A 25227-nucleotide genomic window follows, 5' to 3' on the forward strand; every position below is an offset into this window, starting at 1 on the left:
TTTCTACTCCTACTTCCGCTTCTTAAGGATGAATGCACCGGAAGGCTTCTTCTTGGAACGGGTCTTTCCACCCTTAGTCGGCTTACCCCATGGAGTTACCGGATTCCGTCCAGCTGCAGTCTTACCTTCACCACCACCATGCGGGTGATCGATCGGGTTCATTGCGACACCACGAACCTTTGGCCTTCTACCCAAGTGACGACTTGCACCTGCCTTACCAAGGCTAACATTCATGTGATCTTCATTACCAAGCTGCCCGAGGGTAGCATAGCACTCGCCGAACACCATGCGCATTTCACCGGAAGGGAGACGAAGGGTGACATAATCACCTTCCTTGGCCACTACCGTTGCACCTAAACCTGCAGAACGAACAAGCTGTCCGCCTCTTCCAAGAGTAAGCTCAACATTATGGACCATAAGCCCAAGGGGAACGTTCTTCAAAGGAAGGGCATTTCCACTAGAAAGGGGAGCAGTTGGTCCGGAAATAACCGAAGTACCGACTGTCATACCTTTTGGTGCAATCATGTAGCGCTTTTCACCATCGGCATAAAATACCAAAGCGATGTTTGCACTGCGGTTCGGATCGTATTCGATAGTCTTGACGACACCGGGAATACCATATTTGTCGCGCTTGAAATCGATAGTTCGATAAGCACGTTTGTGGCCACCGCCTCTACGGCGAACGCTGATGCGCCCAAAGGTATCACGTCCAGCATTTTTGCTCATGCCGGTTGTAAGTGACTTCTCTGGCTTGCTGACAGTCAGCTCGCTGAAGACCAAAGTAGTCTTCTGGCGAAGGCCGGGAGTATTTGGCTTGTAAGATTTAAGAGCCATTTTCCAACTTCTCCTTATACGCCTTCGATGGCCTGGATGGTATCACCCTTGGCCAGGGTTACGACAGCCTTCTTCCAATCACCGGTATTTCCAAGGATGTTACCACCCTTTCCCCGTGAATATTTAGGCTTGCCTTTTACGATCATTACATTACACTTCGTCGGTTCGACCTGGAACAACTCTTTGATGGCTGCCATGATCTGGAACTTATTACAATCCCTGTGAACCTTAAACGTGTATTTCTTTACTTCACCTTCCCGAGCGATATTGGATTTCTCACTCAAGACGGGTTCAATGATAACTTGGTCTGCTCTCATTTCTGGTCCCCTTATTTGTCGCCGTAGAAATCATTAAGATTTTTCGCGGCGGTTTCCAGAACCAAGACCTTTCTTCCATACAGGAGTTCTTTTGCAGAAAGCCTATTGTAGGAAAGGACGTGCAGGTACGGAATGTTCTTCGCAGCACGGCGCATCATTACATCGTCATCCTTAAGAATAAGAAGCGTCCTTGTCTCGTCCGTTATAAAGTTCTTGATAATGGATGAGAGATCCTTGGTTTTGCCGGATTCCGGAGTGAAATCCTCAACAACGATCAGACGTTCCTCCTGGACACCCAGGGAAAGAAGGCTCTTCATTGCAAGACGCTTCACCTTCTTGGGAAGGACATAACTATAATCACGCGGCTTAGGCCCGAAAATGGTACCACCACCAACCCATACCGGGGACTTCTTGTCACCGGCACGAGCATTACCTGTACCTTTTTGTTTATAAGGTTTGGTATTGCTGTAGTTGACTTCAGCGCGACCCTTCGTGCATGCAGTACCGACACGTCGGTTTGCAAGCTCATTGTTTACAGCATAGTAGATCGTTGCGTCGTTGACTTCTCTATTAAAGACTTGGTCATTCAACTGTATCGTTCTAACTTCACTGCCATCGGTAGAAAAGACTTTGGTTTCCATATCTCTAGCCCCTACTTCTTTATCGCTTTCTTGACGATGACGACACTCTGGGAGGGACCAGGGATTGCTCCCCTTACCATAAGGACCTGCATCTCTTCATCGACCCTGACGACTTTCAGGTTCTGTATAGTCGTTTTCTCAGTACCCATTCGGCCAGCCATGTGGTGACCCTTGAATGTGCGGGCAGGAGTAGATGACATAGCAGTACCGCCGATGTCACGGTGAAACTTCGAACCGTGGGTTGCACGTCCACCAGAGAAGTTGTGACGCTTCATACCACCGGCGAAACCTTTACCTTTAGAAGTTCCTGTGACATCAACAAATGTGATATCCTTAAATATATCCACGCCCAACACTTCGCCTACCGTGACTTCTTTTTCATAGTCACGGAACTCTATTATATGCTGCTTTGGTTCACAGACACCTGTGAATTGACCAGCATACGGCTTGGTGACAGTGCTTTTTTTCTTGTCTACGGAACCGAGAACTGCGGCCTTATAGCCATTCTTCTCTTCAGTTCGGTCTGCGACAACAACATTGCCCTCAATTCTTATAACCGTCACGGGTGTGAGCCTGCCTTGCGCATCAAACACCTGTGTCATTCCAACTTTTTTGCCGATAAGCCCTAACATCTCTTACCTCAACTCTCTTACTGTTTAATCTCTACATCCACACCGGCAGGGAGCTCAAGCTTCATGAGGGCATCCATTACTTTCGATGTAGGATCCAAAATGTCAATCAACCTTTTGTGGGTTCTCATCTCGAATTGTTCTCGGGACTTCTTATTGACAAAGGGCGATCTCAGGACAGTGTACTTATTGATACGGGTCGGGAGAGGTACCGGACCAGAAACAGTAGCACCAGCCCTAACAACAGTATCTACGATTGCTTTTGAGCTTTGTTCAACAAGCTCAATATCAAAGCCTCTCAACCTAACTCGGATTCTTTCTTTAGCCATTATTCCTCCAAAAATCTGGCCTTGCCACCGTCAAAATTGATGATGGCAAGACATTCGTCAACAAACTTACTCGCTGATTTCCGTAACCTGACCAGAAGCAACGGTTCTTCCACCTTCACGAATTGCGAAGCGGAGACCTTTGTCCATGGCAACAGGGTGGATCAACTCTACGATAATGGTAGTGTGGTCACCAGGCAGAATCATTTGCTTGCCTTCTGGCAAGGTTACTGTTCCGGTGATATCAGTTGTACGGAAATAGAATTGTGGGCGATAGCCACTGAAGAATGGTGAGTGACGACCACCTTCATCCTTGCTCAGTACATATACGGTACCAATGAACTTCTGGTGAGGATTGATGGACTTTGGCTTTGCCAAGACCTGGCCACGAACAACATCCTTCTTGTCAACACCACGAAGAAGAGCACCAATGTTATCACCAGCCTGACCTTCGTCAAGAAGCTTGTTAAACATTTCGATACCGGTACAAACAGATTCTCTGGTATCCTTGATTCCGATAATCGATACTGGATCGTTGATCTTGACAATACCGCGTTCGATACGTCCAGTAACAACGGTACCACGACCGGAGATGGAGAAAATGTCTTCGATTGGCATCAAGAAAGGCAAATCGACAGCGCGCTCTGGAAGTGGAATATAGTTATCCATTGCGTCGAGCAGCTCGTCGATGCACTTTGTGCTTTCGGGATCGTCAGGATTGGTCATTGCATTGTAAGCGGAACCACGGATGATAGGAGCATTTGCGCCATCAAAACCATATTCGGTCAAGAGGTCACGCATCTCTTCTTCAACGAGGTCGATGAGTTCAGGATCATCTACCTGGTCACACTTGTTGATAAATACGATAACACAAGGAACACCAACCTGGCGAGCGAGCAACAAGTGCTCTTTGGTCTGAGCCATTGCACCGTCGGTAGCAGCAACAACAATAATTGCTCCGTCCATCTGTGCAGCACCAGTGATCATGTTCTTGATGTAGTCAGCATGTCCCGGGCAGTCTACGTGTGCATAGTGCCTATTGGTTGACTGGTATTCGACGTGCCTGGTGTTAATCGTGATACCACGGGCTTTTTCTTCTGGAGCATTATCGATCGCGTCATAAGCAAGAGCTTTGTCGCCGAACAACTTTGCACAGTGCATGGTAATTGCAGCAGTAAGTGTAGTCTTACCATGGTCAACGTGGCCGATGGTGCCTACGTTAACGTGTGGCTTCGTCCTCTGAAATTTTTCTTTTGCCATCATTTCCTCCTTGTGACTTTATTATCGTCACAATCAAAAAATTAATATGTGCTCATAAAGGCCCCAAAGCCTTTACCATTTCCAATGAGACAAACTAATTTTTGAGGATACAAATGTTAAAAGAGATTCCAGAGGTCGGCAAGCACAGCATATACCATCTTGTCGACTTAGTACAAGTTTTAAAAAAACTTTCTACTGCCTGAAACCACCTTATCATTGCATCAGCAATAATCGGTTTGGCTCTACATAGCCTCGCATAGGCATACCTATTGCGACACCTTCTGCAATATATGCGAAAATAGGAATTCATGTCAAGCGAATGATGATAATTCTATTAAGATAAAGAAAAAACCGGTCATCTTTATCAGATAACCGGCCATTTATGCATAAACAAAATTTACCAACGGTAATGACTGAAAGCCTTATTGGCCTCTGCCATTCTGTGGGTATCTTCCTTTTTCTTGAAAGCAGCACCAGTGTTGGCATATGCATCAAGAAATTCAGCACCCAATTTTTCACTCATGCTATGACCATTACGGTTACGGGCAGCAGTAATGATCCAGCGCATTGCCAAGGCTTCACGGCGATTGTCGCGAATCTCGACAGGAACCTGGTAGGTAGCACCACCAACACGACGACTCTTTACCTCAACCATTGGCTTGACATTCTCAAGAGCCTTGAGGAATACATCAAGAGGCTTCTCGCCGGTCTTCTCGCCCATAGTAGCCATAGCCTGATAAATGATTCTGGTACTGACGGATTTCTTTCCGTCGACCATCATCCTGCAGATGAATTTTTCGACCACGGTACTTGAGTACATCGGGTCCGGTAATACTTCCCTGACGGGAGCAGTAGTTCTTCTTGACATTTCTTACTCCCTTATCAAGCTTTTGGCTTTTTAGCACCGTATTTGGAACGGCTTCTCTTACGATCGACAACGCCCAAGGTATCTTTTGCACCACGGACGATGTGATAACGAACACCAGGAAGGTCCTTGACCCTTCCACCACGCAGCAACACTACAGAGTGTTCCTGGAGGTTATGTCCGATTCCGGGGATGTAAGCTGTTACTTCGATTCCATTGGAAAGACGCACACGTGCGACTTTTCTCAGGGCAGAGTTAGGCTTCTTTGGAGTAACGGTCATGACCCTAGTGCAAACACCGCGCTTCTGGGGACAACCGCCAAGGGCTGGGGATTTTGTCTTGTTCGCGACAGTCTTCCTTCCCTTTCTGATCAGCTGATTAATAGTAGGCATCTTATCGACACACTCCCTTTTTATTGTCTGATCCACCACTTCTCACAAAGCAGGGACCTGTGCCGTCCAACGGACAGCACATCTATTTAAAATCCGTACCCAGCATGGACGCAATGGCGTGTTATATAATGAAAGCCAATGGGAAATGGTTGCGCCAACAGGCGCAAAAACCATTAATCATCGAACGAATCATCCACATCCACCGCATCACCTACGGATTTCATATCACCGATATCTTCTACGTCGAAGTCATCGTCATCAATCATCTCCTGACGCCTCGATTCTTTCACTGCATCAACCTTCTGCTGCAGCACAAGAAGCTCTTCATCCTTGAGTTTTACATCCCTGTATTTCTTCATTCCGGTTCCGGCAGGAATCAAATGACCGATAATTACGTTTTCTTTCAAACCACGTAACTCATCTTTACTACCAGCTATCGCTGCATTTGTCAATACCTTGGTGGTCTCCTGGAAGGAAGCAGCCGAGATGAAAGAGTCAATACTTAGCGAAGCACGGGTAATACCGAGCAACAACGGACGGGCCACGGCAGGTTCTCCACCTTCATTCATGACACGTTCATTCTCCTCAAAGAAACGGAATTTATCAACCTGCTGTCCATGAATAAGATTGGTATCACCGACATGGACGACTTCAACCTTACGCAACATTTGCCTGACGATAACACCAAGATGCTTATCATTGATATCAACGCCCTGCATTCGGTAAACTTCCTGTACCTCATCTACCAAGAAGGACTGCAAGGAGTTCTCCCCGAGGATATCCAGAATGTCATGCGGATCGATCGAGCCATCACACAAGGGCTCAGCGGCCTCAACAGGATCGCCATCACGGACCAACAGGTTCTTACCCATCGGAACCATGTGCTTGTACTCATGTTCATAGGCATCACGTACAATAACTGAGCGCTTACCCTTCACAATCGGACCAAAGCTGACAACACCGGAAACCTGGGCAAGGATGGTATTGTTCCTGGGCCTTCTGGCCTCGAACAATTCACCGACACGGGGAAGACCACCGGTAATATCCTTTGTCTTTACACCTTCTTTCAGGAGTTTTGCAAGAATATTTCCCTTGTCTACCTTTACATTATCATCAATCTGCAAGTAAGAACCACCAGGCAGGAGGTATACGGCCAAGGTTTCACCCTTTCCATGCTCCTGCGAAGTAATCTCAATACGAGGTTGCAAGGATTCAAGGCTGTGCTCGGTAATTTTCTTCTCAATGTTACCAGTTTCCTCGTTCACCTCTTCAAGCAATGTAGTGCCTAACTTGATATCAACGAAACTGGTATAACCGCCTTCTTCCGCGATTACCGGCTCACTGAACGGGTCAAACGAAACTATTGCTGTCTGAGCCTCTATATACTGACCACTCTTTGCCAAAAGTTCAGAACCGGTCTTGATTACTTGGGTAGTTGAGTGACCAACCACGAAAATCCGGCCGCCAAGGAACTTTACAGAACCATTCTCCAGTGAAAGCACTGGCGCTCCATCCTTTTTATAGATGGGTGTTCCCTTTCCTACGACAGAACCGTCTTCCACCAACAACTCATCATAGGAGTCCTTGGTTATCTCGGCATTGACACGGAAATATTCAATATGGCCCTTACGGGTAAATACATCCAGACCATCGGAAACGCGAACTACCCGGGTACCGGAAATTGTGCCGAGAACAACTGGATAGTTGAAAGTCAGCTTACTTTCCTCGGAACTCGTGGAAGCAGTACCACCAACGTGGAACGTACGCATCGTAAGCTGGGTACCAGGCTGTCCGATTGACTGAGCGGCAATGATGCCGACAGCTTCACCAATGACGACGGTACTGTTGGTTGCAAGGTTACGGCCATAACATTTCTGGCAGACACCATGCTTTGCCTCACAAGTGAGAACAGTCCTCAACAATACTTTTTCGAGACCTGAATCCTCAATCAACTTGGCAACAGGTTCGGTAATCTCAACATTTGCCTTGACCAACACTTCATGGGTGAAGGGATGCAATACATCTTCAACAGGGCATCGTCCAACGATTCTATCAGCCAAGGATTCAACGATTTCATCGCCATCCTTGATTGCAGAACGCCAAATACCATTGATGGTATGGCAATCTTCCTCATTGACAACAACATCCTGACTGATATCGACCAAACGACGAGTCAAGTAACCGGCCTCTGCAGTCTTCAAGGCAGTATCGGAAAGTCCTTTACGGGCACCGTTAGTGGAAATGAAGAACTCAATGATGGAAAGACCTTCCTTGAAGTTCGACTTGATGGGGAACTCAATGACATCGCCGGAGGGCTTGGCCATCAAACCACGCATACCACCAAGCTGTCTGATCTGGGTCTTCGATCCACGGGCACCGGAATCAGCCATCAAGAACAAGGGGTTGAAACCATTCTGGCTCTTCTGCAACTCGCTCATCAATTCATCGGTGAGCTCATCGTTGGTCTGCGTCCATACCTCAATGACTCGGTTGTATCGTTCTTCCTGGGTAATATGGCCCTGGCGATACTGGTCAAGGATCTTCTGCTGTTCTACATTGGCCTTTTCGACCATGCCCTTCTTTGCATCGGGAACAATCATGTCGGACAAGCCAATGGTAGCTCCGAAAATCGTAGCATACTTATAACCAATATCCTTGATGGAATCGAGCATCTCGACAGCCAAGGAATTTTCCCTGGTCTTGAGGGTTTCCCCGATGAGTTTCTTCAATTCCTTGTCACCAAGACAGGCATTCTGGAAAGGAATACCCTCAGGGAGAACTGCATTGAAGATTACACGCCCAGGAGTAGTCTCGACTTTGGTTCCATCAGGGAACCTATAGCGAATCAAGGCATTATAGGAGAGAGCATCGGCTTCAATAGCCATTTCCAACTCTCCGATATTGTCGTAGAAACGACCGGTACCCTTGGCACCTTTCATTTCCCTGGTCAAATAGTTGATTCCAAGAACCATGTCCTGTGAAGGATATACAATCGGCTTGCCGTTTGCAGGGTCCAAGAGGTTGGTTACCGAGAGCATCAAGGTCCAGCACTCAAGCTGGGCAGCATGGGTCAAGGGAACATGGACAGCCATCTGGTCACCGTCAAAGTCAGCATTGTAGGCATGACATACAAGGGGATGCAACTTAATGGCCTTTCCATCGACGAGGACAGGATCAAAGGCCTGAATGCCAAGACGGTGCAACGTAGGTGCACGGTTCAGCAAAACAGGATGTTCCTTGACAACATCATCAAGAATGGACCATACGGCATCAGTTTCTTCCTCAACAAGGCTCTTTGCCTTCTTGATATTGTAAACGACACCATCTTGTACGAGCTTCTTCATGATAAAGGGCTTGTACAATTCCAGAGCCATCTTCGAGGGAAGACCACACTGGTGCATTCGCAATTCAGGACCTACAACAATTACTGAACGTCCTGAATAGTCAACACGCTTACCAAGCAGATTCTGTCTGAAACGACCTTGCTTGCCCTTAAGCATATCGGAAAGACTCTTCAAAGGTCTGTTTGAGGCTCCCTTGACAACTCTCTTTCTCTTGGAATTATCAAACAACGCATCAACAGCTTCCTGCAACATCCTCTTTTCATTACGGATGATGATATCAGGGGCATTGAGCTTGACCAAACGATCAAGACGGTTGTTTCTGTTGATAACCCTACGATAAAGATCATTGAGGTCACTGGTCGCAAAACGGCCACCATCAAGCTGAACCATAGGTCGCAAATCAGGTGGGATGACAGGAATCACGGTCAGGATCATCCATTCAGGGCGGTTGCCACTGTCACGGAAGTTTTCACAAACCTCGATTCTCTTGAGCAAACGCTTGTCTGCCTTGTCTTCCTTTTGGCGCATCTGCTCACGAAGCTCACGGGAGAGTTCCTCAAGGTCAAGGTTCATCAAAAGTTTGCGAACCGCCTCGGCACCCATTCCTGCCTCAAATGAATCGCCATACTGGTCACGTGCCAACCAATACTCCTCTTCACTGAGAAGTTGTTTGATCTTGAGATTGGTATCGCCTGCATTGATAACTACGTATTTCTCATAATACAGGATGCTTTGCAATGAATTGCGGGAAATATCCAGCAACATGCTCATCCTGGAGGGAACTGAACGGTAATACCAAATATGGGAAACAGGGGCGGCCAAGGTGATATGGCCCATTCGTTCACGTCGAACCTTGGTGTTTGTTACTTCTACACCACAACGATCACAAATTACACCCTTATAGCGGATAGATTTAAACTTTCCGCAATAGCATTCCCATTCCTTGGTAGTTCCGAAAATCTTCTCGCAAAACAAACCATCCCTCTCGGGCCGGAGTGTGCGGTAGTTTATCGTCTCGGGCTTCTTCACTTCACCGTACGACCAATCCTTGATCTGCTCCGGCGAAGCCAGCTTTATCATAATGCTATCGAAATCCTGAATTTCCTTCATCCGTACTTCTCCTGGTTAATTGAGGGAGCCTTTCGACTGCTTTGCAATCAACTCTTCATCTCGTTCCGTCAAAGGAACCTGCTTGCCCTTGGAATCGTACACAGCCATATCCAAAGCCAGACCACGGATTTCCTGCACCAACACGTTGAATGCTTCAGGCATTCCTGCGGTAGATGCCGGTTCTCCCTTGACTATGCTCTCATAAATCTTTACACGGCCATTCATGTCATCACTCTTGATGGTAAGCAATTCCTGCAAGGTATTGGCAGCCCCATATGCCTCGAGGGCCCATACTTCCATTTCTCCGAGTCTCTGTCCTCCGAACTGGGCCTTACCGCCAAGAGGCTGTTGGGTTACCAGGGAATAAGGACCGGTGGAACGAGCATGCATCTTATCATCGACAAGATGGTGAAGCTTAAGATAGTAGATATACCCGCAGAATACAGGATTGACAAAAGGAACACCTGTCTGACCGCTGTACAATGTGGTTTTGGAATTCCAGGGAAGTCCTGCCTCAACCATCTTTGCTTCAATCTGATCCATCGATGCACTCTGGAAAACAGGGCTCGAGTACCATTCGTCAAGTTTGACAGCCGCCCAACCAAGCTGGGTTTCCATCAACTGACCAATATTCATTCGGGAAGGAACGCCCAAAGGATTCAAGCAAACATCAAGAGGAGTGCCATCTTCCATGTATGGCATATCTTCCTCAGGAAGAATCCGGCTGACAACACCTTTGTTTCCATGACGTCCTGCCATCTTATCACCCTGACGCAACTTACGCTTGGTAGCGATAAGAACCTTGACAGTCTCTTCTACACCTGGGGGCAATTCATCGTTATTGCTTCGTTTCAGCCTCTGGATATCAATGACCGTACCTTCAGTTCCATGAGGAACCTTCAGGGAGGTATCACGTACTTCCTTGGCTTTTTCACCGAAAATCGAGTTCAATAACTTGAATTCAGGAGTCGTATCGCTCTCACTCTTGGGTGTTACTTTTCCAACAAGAATCGATCCAGGACGAACCATCGTACCGATTCTGACAATGCCATCTTCATCAAGCTGCTCTAGCATTTTCTCGCTGGTATTGGGAATATCGCGGGTGAGTTTCTCAGGACCAAGCTTGGTCTCACGGATATCAGTAGAAAATTCCTTGATATGGATGGAGGTAAAGATATCATCCCGTACCACACGCTCACTGATCAAGACGGCATCTTCGTAGTTATATCCATTCCAGGGTACAAATCCAACCAGAATGTTTCTGCCAAGAGCAAGCTGACCTTCCTGGGTTGCAGGACCATCAACCAAGACTTGTCCTTCTTCCACATGTTCACCATAGGAGACCAAAGGTTTCTGGTTGAAACAGGTATCCTGGTTAGTCCGTTGGAATTTCTGGACTTCATAGTAATCAACCTCGCCTTCAATCTCACAGACATCTGGCTTGATGATCACTCTGTCGGCGGCAACATAATCAATTGTACCGGCACGTTTTGCCTTGATAAGGACACCACTGTCGTAGGCAGTCTTTTCTTCCATTCCTGTTCCTACACGAGGGGTTTCCGGGAAAACCAAGGGAACTGCCTGACGTTGCATGTTCGAACCCATCAAGGCACGGTTGGCATCGTCATGTTCAAGGAAAGGAATCAAGGAAGCGGCAACACTTATTACCTGTTTCGGAGAAACGTCCATATACTTTATATCCGTCGGAGGTTTGGTGGAATAGTCACCACTGCGCCTTACAGGGACCTCTTGGTCACGGAAGTGACCATCTGCATCAAGTTTGGCAGAAGCCTGGGCAATATAGTATTTCTCTTCATCGTTGGCATCAAGGAACCGATACTGCGTGGATACTACGCCATTGACAACCTTTCTGTAGGGAGTCTCCAGGAATCCATGTTGATTGACCCTTGTATAGTTTGCCAAGGATACAATCAAGCCGATATTCGGTCCTTCAGGAGTCTCGATCGGGCAGATACGGCCATAATGCGTATAGTGAACATCACGGACTTCAAATCCGGCACGGTCACGGGAAAGACCACCAGGTCCGAGTGCATTCAAACGCCTTTTATGGGTAAGTTCCGCCAAAGGATTGACCTGATCCATGAACTGGGAGAGCTGGCTACTTCCAAAGAACTCTTTCACGGCAGCAACAATAGGTTTGATCGAAATCAAATCCTGTGGCTTTACGCTACCGGTTTCAAGATTCATTCTTTCCTTGGCAATGCGTTCCATTCTAGCAAAAGCGCTCTTGAGTGCATTCTGCAAAAGCTCGCCGACAGAACGAACTCGCCTGTTTCCCAGGTGATCGATATCATCGACGTTCTCTTCACGAATGAACACTTTGATCAGGAAGCCCATTGTATTGACGATATCGCCAGAAGTAAGGACGGTCAAATCGGTAGAAGCATTCTCTTCTTCCTCTTCCGTACCGGAACCAAACTTTTTATTGAACTTGTAACGGCCAACCGAACCGAGGTCATAACGACGGCTGGAAAAGAACATATCAGGCAAGTCTTTCTCGGCACGTTCGATGGCAATCATTTCACCAGGCATGAGAACACTGAAGATAGGGCTAAGCACATCTTCCTTGGTTGGTTCATCAAAACCCTCACGAGTATATTTTGCATCTTCGATTTCAAAACAGTTGAGAATGATATCGCTATGCAAGGAGGACTCGCCTTTGAGATTAATGAGTTCAAGGGAAGTTATCTTCAGACCAAGCAGTTCATCAATTTCGTGGGCATGGAGTTTATCGCCGGCACGAAGAACTTTCTTGTTCTCCCCTTCAATCATTGCATAGACATCCTTGTAGATATATCTATTTTCCAAGCTGGACTTCAAATCGCTGTCGTCAGCGAGTTCGATAGTCTCACCCTTGTAGAATTGCTCTACTATTTTCTCACGCGTATCAAGACCGATGGCACGAAGGAACAATGTTCCCAGTATTCGCTTCTTTCGGTCTATTTTCGTAAAAATAAGATGTTTTTTATCATCAATTTCAAATTCAAGCCATGATCCACGATAAGGGATGATTCTTGAGGAATAAACACCCTTCTCGTTGGAGAAGATAACACCGGGGGAACGGTGTATCTGGCTAACAACAACGCGTTCTGCGCCATTGATGATAAAGGTTCCACGGTCGGTCATCAGGGGAATATCCCCAAAGAAGATTTCCTTTTCCCTCATCTCACCATTGGAGAATTCGAGACTTATGGTAACCTTGATTGGCACACTGTAGGAGCGGCCCTTTTTCTTACATTCGGTTTCTGAGAATTTGATGTTATCAAAGTCTATCGTATAGCCTTTATAGGCAAGACGCATCTCACCGTTTGGACTATCGATCGGAAACGTCGACTGGAACACTTCTTCCAAGCCAAACGAAGGATCAGGTCCGAGACCTCTCCCGAAACGTTCAAGCTGTAGGAATCTCTCATAGGAATCAAGCTGGATCCCGATGAGGTTGGGCAGTTCACAGACTTCTTGGAAATCAGAACCGATGTACGTGCGTGTTATGGATTTGCCTTTGGCAACCATCGTGTACCCTCCAGAGTCATTTGAGAAACAGACAGAATCCTCCTTAGACGGGAGGAAACGAAAGACACAATAGGCCACCGGTGTCTATCCGGTGGCTCAGTCATTCGGGCTTACGCCCGCTTGCAAAAAACAAGGATCGGGGACAGACCCAAAAAGGGCCGATCCCCTTTCAATAGCCTATTCAACAGGCTTGATCTCTACGGTGCAACTTGCAGCTTCGAGCTTTTCCTTGAGGGATGCAGCATCAGCCTTGCTTACGCCTTCCTTAACAACCTTGTCACCAGCTTCTACCAAATCCTTGGCTTCTTTCAAACCAAGACCAGTAATTGCACGGACTTCCTTAATGGCAGCAATCTTTTTAGTAGGATCACAAGCCTTGAGGATAACGTTGAATTCAGTAGGTTCTTCAACAGCAACGGCAGCTTCGGCAGCAGGACCTGCGGCAACAGCAGCGGCAGCAGCCGTGACACCAAACTTTTCCTCCATCATTTTAATCAAGTCAGCGACTTCCATGACGGACATTTGAGCGATAGATTCCAAAATTTCTTCTTTAGTAGCCATATTATCTTCTCCTTATATAATGATATCTTCAGCACAGTCATAGCAGGTTACGAGTGAAGACTAGAACTGTGTTTAGTTTTCTTCTGCGGGAGCAGCTGCTTCTGCAACTGGTTCACCATTCTTTTCGACGTACGCAAGCAAGGTAGCTGCGAGCTTCTGGACAGGAGCCTTCATGGTACCCATCAAGGAAGCAATCAATTCCAGCTTGGTAGGAAGCTTGCTGAAAGCCTCAACCTGTGAGGGATTCAAGAACTTTCCGTCAAGCATGGCACCCTTGATCTGGATAGGCGAACCATCCTTGGAGGCCTGGAACAAGTCCTTGGCAACCAAATTGGCCACATCTCCGCGAACCAATGCAATTGCAGTAGGTCCGATGAGTTGATCATCAGCCTTATTATCAAGTTGCTCAAGAGCAATCTTAGCAAAACGATTCTTTACGACACGATAGGCAGCATTCTTTTTCAGGAGAGTCCTGCGCAATGTCGTAATCTGTTCCACAGTCATGCCACGGTAATCAGTAAAGATATACCCTGAGTATTGAGAAAACTCATCCTTGAGAGCCTTGACTGCTTCTTCCTTTGCAGGTGTAATACGAGTCTTATATTCCATGGTTTGCTTCTCCTATTATACCGAAGCCAGCATATCTTTCACTGAAACCTGGACACCAGGGCCCATCGTTGAGGAAAGTGCTACGCTTACGATAAAGTCAGCTTTTGCGTCTGCAGGCTTTTTACGGACGATTTCCTTGACAACAGCTACGGCATTCTCAGCAACCTTGGCATAATCCATGGAAACTTTACCTATAGGAAGGTGAATGACATTTGTCTTGTCAGAACGGAATTCAACACGACCTTTGGTCAATTCAGCAAGGGCTCCCTTCAAATCAAAGGTAACCGTCTGGGTTTTCGGGTTCGGCATCAAGCCTTTACGACCGAGAATAGGACCCAAGCGACCAACATCCTTCATCATATCAGGAGTAGCGACTGCTACATCAAAATCCAGCCAACCACCGCGAATCTTCTCAATCAAGTCATTGTCACCAACGAAGGCGGCACCGGCATCAAGAGCTTCCTGGGCTTTTTCACCTTTGGCGAAAACCAAGACACGCTTCTGAGCGGAAAACTGATTTGGAAGAACTACAGTATCACGAACACTCTGGCTTTTCTTGAGGGACAACTTTACAGAAAGCTCAACAGTTTCGTCGAACTTTGCAAATGCCATATCCTTCACCAGGGCAGAAGCTTCATCAAAGGAATAAAACTTCTCACGGTCAACTTTCTTAATACTTTCTCGATAATTTTTTCCGTGTTTCATCTTATTGCTCCACCTCTACACCCATACTGCGGGCTGTGCCTGCAATGATCTTCTTAGCTGCCTCAATGTCATTTGCATTGAGGTCCTCCAATTTAATCGTTGCAATTTCGGTAAGCTGGGCCTGAGTAATCTTGCCAGCCTTGACTTTGTTCGGTGTGCCGCTTGCAGTCTTTAGCCCCAGGGCCTTTTTGATGAGGACCGAGGCAGGAGGAGTCTTCAGTATAAACGTGAAGCTCTTGTCTGCATAAACGGTAATGATGACGGGAAGAATCAGTCCAGGTTCATAACTTTTGGTTTTCTCGTTGAACTCTTGAACAAACTTTGGGGCACTGACACCATGAGGGCCAAGTGCGGGACCAATAGGTGGTGCCGGCGTAGCCTTCTGTGCAGGACACTGCAACTTAATTACTGCAGTTACCTTTTTCTTTGCCATGTTTCTCTCCTTAAACGCGAGGACCCTGCCTGAGTTGGCCGATAATCCGGGTTCGCGCTGGTAATAACGCCTGTCATACGATCAGGCTCCCACCCCATTTCTGAGGGAGTAATGCACGTACAAAATCGACGAATGTAAAAAACCTAAAACAAAATCCAGCGTGCTTCGTCAAAGACAACGCTAGATAATCTTCTCCACTTGAAGAAACTCAACCTCAACGGGTGTTGATCTGCCAAAAATCCCTACACTCACTCTCATGCGAGCTTTCTCGAGATTGACTTCTTCAATGACACCGGTAAAAGAATCAAAAGGCCCTTCGATAATGCGAACTTGCTCACCAATGGAGAAAGTCTGCTTCGGCTTAAAGACCTTTTCGGCGGGAAGATCACCAGTTTTCTGGAAAATTCCCTTAACCTCTGCAGATGAAAGGGCTTGCGGCATAATGCCATCGGTAGGAGTCACAAAACCTGTGACTCCTTGAATTCTCTTAATCTGGGAACACCAAGTTTTCCAACTGTTTTCCGGCAGGTCGAGCTCGACAAGAATATAGCCAGGGAGAATCTTCCGCTTTACATCGCGTTTGACTCCATCCTTGACTTCAACTACCGTTTCGAACGGAACTTTGACATCGGTACAAATCATATTAAAATCTGTATCTGTCTCTCGCATTTTATTAATGATGCGCTCAATCTTCTGTTCGTAACCGGAATATGTGTGTACTACGTACCAGCCCTTTGCCATGACACCGTCCTAGAAAATCAATAATATACCTTTAAGAAGGATGAAGTCAACCAACCAAAGGAAAACGGCTACAAGAGCAGTTGAAACCAATACGACCTTAGTGGAAGAGATAACAGATTCGCGTGAAGGCCAAATTACTTTTTTCAGTTCCAAACGCGATTCTTTGATGTACTTGATTAACTTCTTCATGTAAAGTCTCCTTTGGAAAAAATCAAGAAGCAGACAGGCCAGGAAGGACTCGAACCCTCAACATCCGGTTTTGGAGACCAGCGCTCTACCATTGGAGCTACTGGCCTATTTGCTTCTCGATAAAAACAGCCCTTACGGACTTATTTAATCTTCGTTTCGCGATGCAACGTATGCTTGTGTTCGAACGGACAATACTTCATCAATTCAAGCTTTCCTTGCGTGTTGCGCCGATTTTTCTCGGTTGTATAGTTCTTTTGCTTACACTCGGTGCACTGCAGAGCAATTTTCTCTACTGGACCTTTCTTTTTTGCTTCACCCATAACATGCTCCCCGGCGAGGTACGCCGTATCTTCATTCCCTAAGCGACTTAGAAAAAAAAAGAGCCCTCGAACGGATTTGAACCGTTGACCCCCACCTTACCATGGTGGTGCTCTACCAACTGAGCTACAAGGGCAGTAGTGCATGGACAGTCCTAGCCTAGGCAAGTTCCCTGTAACATGCAGAAGCTAACTTACCAGAGCCAGTCCTTTTTGTCAATATACATTGACGACTTTCCCAGGATTCCTTCAGCTTATTGCCCATATATTGGCTATCATATATAGTTTCAATTGTTACAACAACCTTTCGCAAGGAGTTTCTTATGAAGGATGAGTTAAAAACCAGGTTCGGACACACTTCAGAAAGTATAGCCCAGGATTTTGCAGAACATCTGAAATATAGCGAAGATGCCGATGTATATCATACCACACAGGAAGGAAGATACACGGCCTTGGCCATGACTATCAGGGACAGGATCATTCACCAATGGGATAAAAGTCGTAAGACACAGCGGGCAAATGGTGTAAAGAGAGTATATTATCTTTCCTTGGAATTCCTTATGGGTCGTGCAACAACCAACAATATAATCAACCTGGGAATCGAGAAGGAAGTCAGGGAAGCCCTTTCTGGACTAGGTTACACACTCGAGGAACTTGCCGACGTGGAACCCGATGCAGGCTTGGGAAATGGTGGACTTGGGCGTTTGGCTGCCTGTTTTCTGGATTCCATGGCCACCTTGGAAATTCCTGCCTACGGTTATGGCATCCGATATAACTACGGAATCTTCAGACAACAAATCAAGAATGGTTGGCAGGCAGAACAGCCAGACAATTGGCTGAGAGACGGCAATCCCTGGGAAATCCATCGCCCAGACGTAGTCTATCCCGTCCAATTCGGTGGTGAAGTGCAAGTCATCAAGGAACACGACCGGGACAATTTCAAATGGATCGGCTCAGAACTTGTCACCGGAGTTGCCTACGACACTCCGATAATCGGCTATGGTTGCAAAACAGTAAACACTCTCAGACTCTGGTCTGCAAAAAGCCCGGAAGAGTTTAACTTCCATGAATTCAATGACGGCGATTACACAGAGGCCGTGAGGTCCAAGATCTCAGCGGAAAATCTCAGCCAAGTCCTCTACCCTAACGATACCTTATATATGGGCAAGGAACTCAGGCTCAAGCAACAATATTTCTTTGTGGCATGTTCCTTGGCAGATATTGTCAGGCGATTCAAACGTCAGAACCTTGATTGGTCACAATTCCCAAAATTTGCAGCTATCCAGTTGAATGATACCCATCCTTCTCTGGCCATTCCCGAGATGATGAGAATTTTGCTTGATCAGGAATACCTTGATTGGGATGAAGCCTGGAGCATTACGCACCAGATGATGGGCTATACCAACCATACCTTGATGCCTGAAGCTCTCGAAAAATGGAATCTGCCCATGCTGCAAAAAATCTTGCCCCGCCATACACAAATCATATTTGAGATAAACCACAGATTTTTACAATCCGCCGTGTCCTATTTCCCCGCTCCGCCCCGATATGCTTGCGAAAGTCAGCATCATAGAGGAATCGAATCCCAAACAGGTCAGGATGGCAAATCTTGCAATAATCGGAAGTCATAGTACCAACGGAGTTGCCCAACTTCATTCCGAGCTTCTCAAGACGGAGATGTTTCCCCAATTCAATTTGATCTTCCCCGGTCAGTTCAATAACAAGACAAACGGAATAACCCAACGGCGATGGTTGCTTGATGCAAACCCCGCACTTGCCTCAAAGATAACTGAAGCAATAGGAGATGGTTGGATTACCGATTATAGCCAGATCTCCCGTTTGGCTCCCTTTGCCAAGGATGCAGCCTTTCTGAAAGATTTTGCAAAAATCAAGAGGCAATGCAAGGTCGATGCCGCCGCTTTCCTAAAAAAGGATAGTGGGTTGATCATCGACCCCGATACCATGTTCGATGTCCAGGTAAAGCGCATCCATGAATATAAGCGTCAATTGCTCAATGCACTGAATATCATTCTGATCTATAATGATATCAAGGCGGGAGGGACTGCCACGAAAGACATGCCTCCGATGACTTTCTTGTTTGGCGGCAAAGCCGCTCCGGGTTATGTCAACGCAAAGCTTATCATTAAGTTCATCAATAACCTGGCCAAGGTCGTCAATGCGGACGCTCAGGTAAACAAGCTTCTTACTGTTCAGTTTATGCCAAACTACCGGGTTACCATGGCAGAGAGAATTATTCCCGCTACCAACCTTTCCGAGCAAATCTCCACGGCAGGAACCGAGGCTTCAGGAACAGGAAACATGAAATTCATGTGCAATGGAGCACTGACTATCGGTACCATGGATGGTGCAAACATTGAGATCGCACAAGAAGCAGGGGCCGAGAATCTGTATATATTCGGGCACACCGAGGAAGAGATTTCAAAACTCAAGGGTACGTATGATCCCTACTCTTGGGTCAGCAAGGACCCCGAAATTAAAAAAGTCGTTGATTTATTCCTCAGTGGCTATTTCAACGTCAACGAACCCGGAATTTTCGACCCTCTTCAAAAGAGCCTTTTTGAAAACGGAGATAAGTATTTCCATTTTGCCGATCTCAGGATGTATGCAGATACCCATGAAAAGGCAAGGAATCTCTATAAAGGGAATTCAAGCGAATGGAACCAAAAGGCAATCCTCAATATTGCCTCAAGTGGAAAATTCTCCAGTGATAGGACAATCAATGAGTATGCTACGGATATCTGGCATATCAAACCCTGTCCGGTCGAGAAGGATTTGGATAGTGAAAGTGCACTTGAGGATGCTGCAAAGAGAAACTGATACAGCCCCTCAAGAACAAGGCCTCTTCTTAAAGGAGAGGCTTTGTTATGCCGAATCCATCCGAAAATGACAGACTATCATCATCATGCTTAAAAAATGCGAATATTTCGTCACGGATAGACTCCCCAAACCTTTTCAAGAACAACAGTTATTAATTAATGATTATTTCTATGCCCGAATTGACGCATTTCTATCATCCAGCAGTAAAAACTGATATATTTTTAGCATGAAAAAGTTTTGGGATAGAGTCATGGCCCTTCTGGAATCTCCTTCCGTTGTCGAATTGGCAAGAAGCCTTGAAGTAAACAGAAGTACACTATCCAGCTGGATTCACAATGATAGGCGCCCTCCGATGATCACTGCTATGAAAATTTCAGAGCTAACCGGAGTCAGTCTTAAAATGTTGGAGTACGGTCTTGATTGGGATTCTCAGGAAGAAGAGGAGGACGACGAAGTAGCTGAAGGGATATCCCCACTTATGAAATCAGTTCTCCAAAATATAAAGGCCTTGGATACAGAACAACTCGAACTAGTCCAGACAATTGTGGATTATCTAAAGACCAGCAAGGCAAAGACCAAGCAATCCTGAAGCCTCTACCAAAGGCCGAGGCTTTTGAAAAAAGAATCAAGAAAAGGAGAAATCAAGGAAAAAACAGGAGCCAGTATCATTGCCGGCAAAAATTGCCTGTCTTGAATTTCTTGATGTCCAACAAACCAAACCCAATCATGAGAAGCAATATGCCTCCTACTGCCGAGAGTTCGTTTATTCCACCTTCTCCAAGAATAGGTGAAATGAAACTCCCTGTAAGCGTAAAAAATCCTTGATATACCAAAACGAATAAAGCACTTGCGATAACCCCGGGACCATAGGCAGCACTGAGAATAATTGCCATACACCCGTCCATCACCGACTTCACCATAATGAGCTGGTAGTCACCTGTCGTTCCTGCCTGGATTGATCCCACCACGGACATTGCCCCTGAACAAAACAGAATGGAGGCATTCAGGAATCCCAAGGCAAAGTTCGAGGCCTTCTGCTCATTGTTCCCATCTTTTTTCCCCAATCGTTTCTGGGCAAAAGCCCCCAAGGCAAGAAGACCTTCCTCGATATGGAGTGCATACCCGACAAACCCTCCCAAGACAACGGAAAAAAGCAGTATCAAATACGAACCCGTCTTCAGGGCCATAGAGACCCCTATGACCAAGGTAACCAAGCCAGCCGAGGCAAAAACAACCTCTTGATAAGCAGGTTTGATCCGATCCCTGAGCAACAACCCCAAAAGAGATCCCAATATAACTGCAAGACAATTGAAATAAGTGGCAAACATAATGGATAGGAGTATAATACCTTAAACGCAATGAAACAAGGAAAACCCATGCAAAACATACTGCTTGCAGCAGGGCTTGCATCGAGAAGCAACGGTGAAAAGCTATTCCTTCCTGGAGAGGAGAGACAATCATACAACATGCGGTGAGAGCCTCCCTGGATGCGGGATTGGAAACCATTGTCGTCACAGGATTCAAGCATGAACAGGTGGAAGCCTTGTTGGCTCCTTTTCAAGGGGATACCTTGCATCTTGCCTTCAACCCTGACTTCAGCCAGGGACAAGGGTCGTCGACCCTCTGCGGGGCAAATGTACTCAAGGAAGGTGAACCTTTCCTCATATCCCTTGCCGATATGCCCTTGATTGAAAAAAACCATTACCAGTGGCTTATCAAAAGATTTGGAAAGGCTGAGGCCCTACGCCCCAGCTTTAAGGGAAAACCCGGGCATCCTGTATTGTTGAAGCCAAAATTCAAACATATCATCCTTCAGCAAACGCCTATGTTTACCATGAAGGAATTGCTTTCCTCCTACCTATTAAAAACCTGTAGCGTAGACGACGAGGCATATGTTTGCGACATCGACACGTTACAGGCCATATAACAAACTTTCAAGAAATCATCAAAGCGGCAACTAGCCTCGCGAAGCGGACCAAATTCCCGGATTGAACCGATAAGCGAATGGTATCGGATTCTTGGAAATCCCCGGCCAACAATTGGATGGAAAGCGGATTCTCCACCAATCGCTGAATGGAACGTTTGATTGGTCGTGCACCAAAATCCGAGTCGAAGCCATGCTGGAAGATATCGTCAACCACCTGTTCGTCCCAAGTCAGCGTATAACCTTTCTTGGACAAGCGCAAAGCCAATTGGTCAAGTTGCAATCCAATTATCTTTCGAATCTGTTCATTGCCCAAACTCTCAAACACAATGATTTCATCAAGTCGATTGATGAATTCAGGTTTGAAAGAGTCGTGAATGATCGACAATACAGCTGCAGAGCCTTCCTCATGGCTTTTTGCCTGCAATAGTTGCTGACTTCCAAGATTGCTGGTCAGGATGATCACGGTATTGGAGAAATCCACGACCCTCCCCTGTCCATCGGTAAGCCTTCCCTCATCCAGGAGTTGCAGAAGTATATTGAAAACATCAGGATGGGCCTTTTCGATTTCATCGAACAAAACTACCGAGTAAGGACGTCTGCGCACGACCTCCGTCAATTGTCCCCCTTGGTCATACCCGACATATCCGGGAAGGCGCTCCAATGAGCCGGCTGACCGAGAATTTCTCCATATATTCGCTCATATCAATTCTCGTCAAAGCCTTCTCGTCATCGAAAAGAAATTCTGCAAGTACCTTGGCAAGCAAGGTCTTGCCGACTCCGGTCGGCCCTGCAAAGAGGAAGGTACCCAAAGGACGATGTTCATCACCGATTCCAGCTTTATTTCTGCGGATGGCATTGGCAACTGCCTTGATGGCATGATCTTGCCCCACTACCTGGCGAGAGAGAATTTCCTCCAGATGCAGGTATTTCTGCACCTCACTTCCTTTCATCTTTGCAACAGGCACTCCTGTCCATTCACTGACTATTCTCGAAATATCATCCTCAGAGACCTCTTCACGTAACAAGTTGCCTTCCATCAGTCTGGACTTCTGCCAATTTTTCACTCTGCTTTTGGATATCCCGCATTAAAATCAGGGATTGATCCATGCTTGATCCGGGCAGCTTGGGCTAGATCCCCATCCCGTTCTGCGCGTTGTTCCTCTCCCTTGAGCTTTTCAAGCAGGGCTTTGTTTTCCCTGAGGTTTGGCAATGGCCTCCCGTTCATTATCCCATTGCAAATGCATGGAATCACGTTTGGTTCCCAAGTCACCCAATTCCTGTTTGATCTTCTGGAGACGAGAAATACTTGCCTGGTCGGTCTCCCTTGCCAGAGCCTGTTGTTCAATATTCAATTGGAGTATCTTCCGCTCAATCTGGTCAAGTTCAACCGGCTGACTCTCTATTTCCATTTTCAGCTGGCTTGCGGCTTCATCGACCAAGTCAATAGCCTTGTCAGGAAGGAATCGGTTCGTAATATAACGGTTGCTTAGGGTTGCTGCGGCAACCAAGGCTTCATCCTTGATCCTGACTCCATGGTGAACTTCATATCGTTCCTTCAACCCACGAAGAATCGCAATAGTATCCTCTACCGTAGGCTCCTTGGTAAATACAGGTTGGAACCTTCTTTCCAAAGCCTTGTCAGGCTCTATGTATTTACGGTATTCATCCAATGTCGTTGCCCCGATCGCATGCAACTCTCCCCTGGCCAAGGCTGGTTTGATCAGATTTGAGGCATCGGTGGAACCTTCGCTTGCGCCTGCTCCGACAATTGTATGCAATTCATCAATAAATAGAATGACTTGGCCTTCCGCTTTTGTCACTTCCTTGATTACGGCCTTGAGACGTTCCTCAAATTCACCCCCTGAAACTTTGCCCCAGCGACCAAGGATCCTACATCCAAGGATAAGATTCTTTTGTTCTTGAGAGACTCAGGGACATCACCACTGGCAATACGTAGGGCAAGCCCTTCCACTATTGCAGTCTTTCCTACTCCGGGTTCACCTATAAGGACAGGGATTATTCTTGGTTTTTCGTGAAAGAACCTGCATGATTCTCCGAATTTCATCATCCCTGCCAATGACAGGGTCAAGCTTTCCTTGCCTGGCAAGGGCAGTGATATCCTTGCAAAACTTTTCCAGTGATTGATACCTGCTCTCAGGGTCTTCGCTGTTTATGGTTTGATTTCCCCTTATCGATTGCAGTGCCTGCAAAACACCATCCTTGGTTATTCCCAGACTTGTCAGGGCCTTGCCCGCAGCAGAACCCATCTTCTAGGACAGCAAGCAAAAAATGCTCGGCACTGAGATACTCATCCTTGAAATCCACAGCAATTTTATCTGCGGCATAAAATTCGTTGCCAAGGTTGCCCTGAAAGTGAACGCTGCCCATTGGTTCCATAGACCTTGGGCAAACGGGAAATCAGTTCCTGTATCTTTGCCTGAACTTGTTTCGAAGGAATTCCCAGTTTGTCAAACAAAGGTGAAAGCAATCCTTCCTTTTGGGAAAGCAAGGCAAGCAATACATGTTCTGTTGTAATTTCAGCATTGCCATTTTCATTGGAGATCATGTCCGCGTCCTGAATTGCCTGACGCAGTTTAAGTGTCATTTTATCTAGATTCATTTAGTTCCCTCCTCGTTATACGACATAGGGCAACGGAGCCCTGCAAGGGGCCCTCTCTTGTACCTAGTTAATATACAAAAATAAAAACCAACCGGCTATAGACGGGGAATGACTGAATTCCCATTTGGGTTGGTCTTGAAGAATTCAAGATAGTTACTGATCAGTTCCTTGGAAAGAGCCATGTCAAAGGTATCCAGGAAAGCGACCTGAAAGCAGCAGGATTCCAGCAAAAGCAAAATATGATCAGCGACCTTGTTGATCTCGCAAGGAAGAATATCGCCATCTTTTATTCCTGCACGTAATAATCGTTTGAACAAGATAGTCAGTTTCGCCGTACGCCTAAGCACGATTGCGTTGAAATCACGGCCTTCCTTTTTCATTTGGAGCATGACATCGACCAAAGAGGTCAATTCTCCTTCATGGGCAGAAGCCGAATCCATGATATCAGTGCAAATCAAGTTGATACGATCTATATAGTTTTCCGTAGTATCCCAGGCATATAAGGCAAATTTGGAAAACATTCGTCCGGTAACCAATTTCACAGCATAATAATAGATTTCTTCCTTATCCATGAAATACTGATAGATTGTTGGACGCGAAATTCCGCATTCCTGTGCAATAAGGGAGAGGTTGGAATCTCGATACCCTTCACGCGCGAACACCTTCAAGGCAGTCTGCAGTATCTTTTCCTTCCGTTCCTCATGATCAATTTTCTTGGGCATGCTATAGAATCACCCTCCCTAAGCATTGAAATACTATTGTTACGCTACAATATATCATTATACTGTAAAAAACACTACATTTGCAAAGAGGAATTCATTATGGTTTTGCTTATACTTTTGGCTATTTTTCTTGCATTGATTACCATTGCACTTATCAGGACCCTTTTCCTTCGGGAAAGCAACATATCCAAAAAGCCTCCCCTACAGATTCCCAAAAAACGAAAAGGCCATTGAAAAACTGCAAAAGGCCATTACCTTCAAGACAATCAGCAACAACGATACGAACCTGGTGGAGTGGAAGGAATTCGAACTA

Annotated in this window: 23 protein-coding genes, 2 tRNA genes and 1 pseudogene; 4 read left to right on the forward strand and 22 right to left on the reverse strand. The window is 46.3% G+C overall.

The window, feature by feature from the left end:
* Positions 1 to 9: 9 nt before the first annotated feature.
* The 19 genes from rplB to ACHZBG_RS13825 all read right to left on the reverse strand — a co-directional run bounded on the left by rplB (position 10) and on the right by ACHZBG_RS13825 (position 16944).
* Positions 10 to 834: a 50S ribosomal protein L2 gene (gene rplB, locus ACHZBG_RS13735; protein ID WP_320130038.1), complete on the reverse strand. Its 825-nt coding sequence runs from the start codon at positions 832 to 834 to the stop codon at positions 10 to 12.
* Between the two features lie 14 nt (positions 835 to 848).
* Positions 849 to 1151 carry a 50S ribosomal protein L23 gene (gene rplW / locus ACHZBG_RS13740; protein WP_320130039.1) on the reverse strand — a complete coding sequence of 101 codons (303 nt, stop codon included), beginning with the start codon at positions 1149 to 1151 and terminating at the stop codon, positions 849 to 851.
* A gap of 11 nt (positions 1152 to 1162) precedes the next feature.
* Entirely contained in the window at positions 1163 to 1792 is a 630-nt protein-coding gene (gene rplD, locus ACHZBG_RS13745; RefSeq protein ID WP_320130040.1) for a 50S ribosomal protein L4, read from the reverse strand.
* Positions 1793 to 1803: 11 nt separating this feature from the next.
* Positions 1804 to 2424, reverse strand: coding sequence for a 50S ribosomal protein L3 (gene rplC, locus ACHZBG_RS13750; RefSeq protein ID WP_320130041.1), 621 nt, complete (start codon positions 2422 to 2424; stop codon positions 1804 to 1806).
* Positions 2425 to 2441: 17 nt separating this feature from the next.
* On the reverse strand, positions 2442 to 2750 hold the full coding sequence (gene rpsJ / locus ACHZBG_RS13755; protein ID WP_117329431.1) for a 30S ribosomal protein S10: 309 nt from the start codon (positions 2748 to 2750) through the stop codon (positions 2442 to 2444).
* Positions 2751 to 2816: 66 nt separating this feature from the next.
* Positions 2817 to 4007, reverse strand: coding sequence for an elongation factor Tu (gene tuf, locus ACHZBG_RS13760; protein ID WP_320130042.1), 1191 nt, complete (start codon positions 4005 to 4007; stop codon positions 2817 to 2819).
* 397 nt (positions 4008 to 4404) lie between these two features.
* Positions 4405 to 4875: a 30S ribosomal protein S7 gene (rpsG, locus tag ACHZBG_RS13765; RefSeq protein WP_320130043.1), complete on the reverse strand. Its 471-nt coding sequence runs from the start codon at positions 4873 to 4875 to the stop codon at positions 4405 to 4407.
* Positions 4876 to 4889: 14 nt separating this feature from the next.
* A complete protein-coding gene (gene rpsL, locus ACHZBG_RS13770) occupies positions 4890 to 5264 on the reverse strand; it encodes a 30S ribosomal protein S12 (RefSeq protein ID WP_320130044.1) in 375 nt (124 codons plus the stop codon).
* Positions 5265 to 5437: 173 nt separating this feature from the next.
* Positions 5438 to 9718 (reverse strand): DNA-directed RNA polymerase subunit beta', encoded by a 4281-nt coding sequence (gene rpoC, locus ACHZBG_RS13775; protein WP_320130045.1) that lies wholly within the window; start codon positions 9716 to 9718, stop codon positions 5438 to 5440.
* A gap of 15 nt (positions 9719 to 9733) precedes the next feature.
* Entirely contained in the window at positions 9734 to 13252 is a 3519-nt protein-coding gene (rpoB, locus tag ACHZBG_RS13780; RefSeq protein ID WP_320130046.1) for a DNA-directed RNA polymerase subunit beta, read from the reverse strand.
* 177 nt (positions 13253 to 13429) lie between these two features.
* Positions 13430 to 13813, reverse strand: a complete 384-nt coding sequence (rplL, locus tag ACHZBG_RS13785) for a 50S ribosomal protein L7/L12 (protein WP_320130047.1) — start codon at positions 13811 to 13813, stop codon at positions 13430 to 13432.
* A gap of 72 nt (positions 13814 to 13885) precedes the next feature.
* Entirely contained in the window at positions 13886 to 14422 is a 537-nt protein-coding gene (gene rplJ, locus ACHZBG_RS13790; RefSeq protein WP_320130048.1) for a 50S ribosomal protein L10, read from the reverse strand.
* A 15-nt stretch (positions 14423 to 14437) separates the two neighbouring features.
* Positions 14438 to 15127, reverse strand: coding sequence for a 50S ribosomal protein L1 (rplA, locus tag ACHZBG_RS13795; protein WP_320130049.1), 690 nt, complete (start codon positions 15125 to 15127; stop codon positions 14438 to 14440).
* 1 nt (position 15128) lies between these two features.
* Positions 15129 to 15560 carry a 50S ribosomal protein L11 gene (rplK, locus tag ACHZBG_RS13800; RefSeq protein WP_320130050.1) on the reverse strand — a complete coding sequence of 144 codons (432 nt, stop codon included), beginning with the start codon at positions 15558 to 15560 and terminating at the stop codon, positions 15129 to 15131.
* A gap of 180 nt (positions 15561 to 15740) precedes the next feature.
* Positions 15741 to 16301 carry a transcription termination/antitermination protein NusG gene (nusG, locus tag ACHZBG_RS13805; protein WP_320130051.1) on the reverse strand — a complete coding sequence of 187 codons (561 nt, stop codon included), beginning with the start codon at positions 16299 to 16301 and terminating at the stop codon, positions 15741 to 15743.
* A 9-nt stretch (positions 16302 to 16310) separates the two neighbouring features.
* The gene (gene secE / locus ACHZBG_RS13810; protein WP_320130052.1) at positions 16311 to 16490 is read right to left on the reverse strand and encodes a preprotein translocase subunit SecE; all 180 of its coding nucleotides are present in this window, start codon (positions 16488 to 16490) and stop codon (positions 16311 to 16313) included.
* Positions 16491 to 16524: 34 nt separating this feature from the next.
* Positions 16525 to 16597 (reverse strand) — tRNA-Trp (locus ACHZBG_RS13815).
* Between the two features lie 33 nt (positions 16598 to 16630).
* Positions 16631 to 16810, reverse strand: a complete 180-nt coding sequence (gene rpmG / locus ACHZBG_RS13820) for a 50S ribosomal protein L33 (protein WP_320130053.1) — start codon at positions 16808 to 16810, stop codon at positions 16631 to 16633.
* A 61-nt stretch (positions 16811 to 16871) separates the two neighbouring features.
* Positions 16872 to 16944 (reverse strand) — tRNA-Thr (locus tag ACHZBG_RS13825).
* 186 nt (positions 16945 to 17130) lie between these two features.
* Between ACHZBG_RS13825 and glgP (ACHZBG_RS13830) the strand changes: the two genes are divergently transcribed.
* The 3 genes from glgP (ACHZBG_RS13830) (at position 17131) to ACHZBG_RS13840 (ending at position 20234) form a co-directional block, all read left to right on the forward strand.
* Positions 17131 to 18438 carry a glycogen/starch/alpha-glucan family phosphorylase gene (gene glgP / locus ACHZBG_RS13830; protein WP_320130054.1) on the forward strand — a complete coding sequence of 436 codons (1308 nt, stop codon included), beginning with the start codon at positions 17131 to 17133 and terminating at the stop codon, positions 18436 to 18438.
* Positions 18356 to 19645, forward strand: coding sequence for a glycogen/starch/alpha-glucan family phosphorylase (glgP, locus tag ACHZBG_RS13835; protein WP_320130055.1), 1290 nt, complete (start codon positions 18356 to 18358; stop codon positions 19643 to 19645). The genes glgP (ACHZBG_RS13830) and glgP (ACHZBG_RS13835) overlap by 83 nt, the downstream gene beginning before the upstream one ends.
* Positions 19646 to 19871: 226 nt before the next feature.
* Positions 19872 to 20234, forward strand: a complete 363-nt coding sequence (locus ACHZBG_RS13840; RefSeq protein WP_320130056.1) for a helix-turn-helix transcriptional regulator — start codon at positions 19872 to 19874, stop codon at positions 20232 to 20234.
* A gap of 76 nt (positions 20235 to 20310) precedes the next feature.
* On the opposite strand, the gene ACHZBG_RS13845 is transcribed toward ACHZBG_RS13840, so the two are convergent.
* Positions 20311 to 20973, reverse strand: a complete 663-nt coding sequence (locus ACHZBG_RS13845; RefSeq protein ID WP_320130057.1) for a DUF554 domain-containing protein — start codon at positions 20971 to 20973, stop codon at positions 20311 to 20313.
* 104 nt (positions 20974 to 21077) lie between these two features.
* Here ACHZBG_RS13845 and ACHZBG_RS13850 point away from each other — a divergent pair, with 104 nt between their 5' ends.
* On the forward strand, positions 21078 to 21572 hold the full coding sequence (locus ACHZBG_RS13850; protein WP_320130069.1) for an NTP transferase domain-containing protein: 495 nt from the start codon (positions 21078 to 21080) through the stop codon (positions 21570 to 21572).
* 7 nt (positions 21573 to 21579) lie between these two features.
* Here the strand turns inward: ACHZBG_RS13850 and clpB are convergent.
* Positions 21580 to 24192: pseudogene (clpB, locus tag ACHZBG_RS13855) on the reverse strand (ATP-dependent chaperone ClpB).
* A 95-nt stretch (positions 24193 to 24287) separates the two neighbouring features.
* Complete coding sequence (locus ACHZBG_RS13860) at positions 24288 to 24914, reverse strand: TetR/AcrR family transcriptional regulator (RefSeq protein ID WP_320130058.1); 627 nt, start codon at positions 24912 to 24914, stop codon at positions 24288 to 24290.
* Positions 24915 to 25227: the final 313 nt, after the last annotated feature.

Origin of the sequence: uncultured Sphaerochaeta sp. (genome assembly GCF_963676625.2) — a bacterium.
In the GTDB taxonomy this organism is placed as follows: Bacteria; Spirochaetota; Spirochaetia; order Sphaerochaetales; family Sphaerochaetaceae; genus Sphaerochaeta.

What these genes read in the sequence shown, in the direction of transcription:
- rplB (WP_320130038.1), bottom strand. Translation starts at nt 834, where the DNA reads ATGGCTCTTAAATCTTACAAGCCAAATACTCCCGGCCTTCGCCAGAAG.
- rplW (WP_320130039.1), bottom strand. Translation starts at nt 1,151, where the DNA reads ATGAGAGCAGACCAAGTTATCATTGAACCCGTCTTGAGTGAGAAATCC.
- rplD (WP_320130040.1), bottom strand. Translation starts at nt 1,792, where the DNA reads ATGGAAACCAAAGTCTTTTCTACCGATGGCAGTGAAGTTAGAACGATA.
- rplC (WP_320130041.1), bottom strand. Translation starts at nt 2,424, where the DNA reads ATGTTAGGGCTTATCGGCAAAAAAGTTGGAATGACACAGGTGTTTGAT.
- rpsJ (WP_117329431.1), bottom strand. Translation starts at nt 2,750, where the DNA reads ATGGCTAAAGAAAGAATCCGAGTTAGGTTGAGAGGCTTTGATATTGAG.
- tuf (WP_320130042.1), bottom strand. Translation starts at nt 4,007, where the DNA reads ATGGCAAAAGAAAAATTTCAGAGGACGAAGCCACACGTTAACGTAGGC.
- rpsG (WP_320130043.1), bottom strand. Translation starts at nt 4,875, where the DNA reads ATGTCAAGAAGAACTACTGCTCCCGTCAGGGAAGTATTACCGGACCCG.
- rpsL (WP_320130044.1), bottom strand. Translation starts at nt 5,264, where the DNA reads ATGCCTACTATTAATCAGCTGATCAGAAAGGGAAGGAAGACTGTCGCG.
- rpoC (WP_320130045.1), bottom strand. Translation starts at nt 9,718, where the DNA reads ATGAAGGAAATTCAGGATTTCGATAGCATTATGATAAAGCTGGCTTCG.
- rpoB (WP_320130046.1), bottom strand. Translation starts at nt 13,252, where the DNA reads ATGGTTGCCAAAGGCAAATCCATAACACGCACGTACATCGGTTCTGAT.
- rplL (WP_320130047.1), bottom strand. Translation starts at nt 13,813, where the DNA reads ATGGCTACTAAAGAAGAAATTTTGGAATCTATCGCTCAAATGTCCGTC.
- rplJ (WP_320130048.1), bottom strand. Translation starts at nt 14,422, where the DNA reads ATGGAATATAAGACTCGTATTACACCTGCAAAGGAAGAAGCAGTCAAG.
- rplA (WP_320130049.1), bottom strand. Translation starts at nt 15,127, where the DNA reads ATGAAACACGGAAAAAATTATCGAGAAAGTATTAAGAAAGTTGACCGT.
- rplK (WP_320130050.1), bottom strand. Translation starts at nt 15,560, where the DNA reads ATGGCAAAGAAAAAGGTAACTGCAGTAATTAAGTTGCAGTGTCCTGCA.
- nusG (WP_320130051.1), bottom strand. Translation starts at nt 16,301, where the DNA reads ATGGCAAAGGGCTGGTACGTAGTACACACATATTCCGGTTACGAACAG.
- secE (WP_320130052.1), bottom strand. Translation starts at nt 16,490, where the DNA reads ATGAAGAAGTTAATCAAGTACATCAAAGAATCGCGTTTGGAACTGAAA.
- rpmG (WP_320130053.1), bottom strand. Translation starts at nt 16,810, where the DNA reads ATGGGTGAAGCAAAAAAGAAAGGTCCAGTAGAGAAAATTGCTCTGCAG.
- glgP (WP_320130054.1), top strand. Translation starts at nt 17,131, where the DNA reads ATGAAGGATGAGTTAAAAACCAGGTTCGGACACACTTCAGAAAGTATA.
- glgP (WP_320130055.1), top strand. Translation starts at nt 18,356, where the DNA reads ATGCTTGCGAAAGTCAGCATCATAGAGGAATCGAATCCCAAACAGGTC.
- ACHZBG_RS13840 (WP_320130056.1), top strand. Translation starts at nt 19,872, where the DNA reads ATGAAAAAGTTTTGGGATAGAGTCATGGCCCTTCTGGAATCTCCTTCC.
- ACHZBG_RS13845 (WP_320130057.1), bottom strand. Translation starts at nt 20,973, where the DNA reads ATGTTTGCCACTTATTTCAATTGTCTTGCAGTTATATTGGGATCTCTT.
- ACHZBG_RS13860 (WP_320130058.1), bottom strand. Translation starts at nt 24,914, where the DNA reads ATGCCCAAGAAAATTGATCATGAGGAACGGAAGGAAAAGATACTGCAG.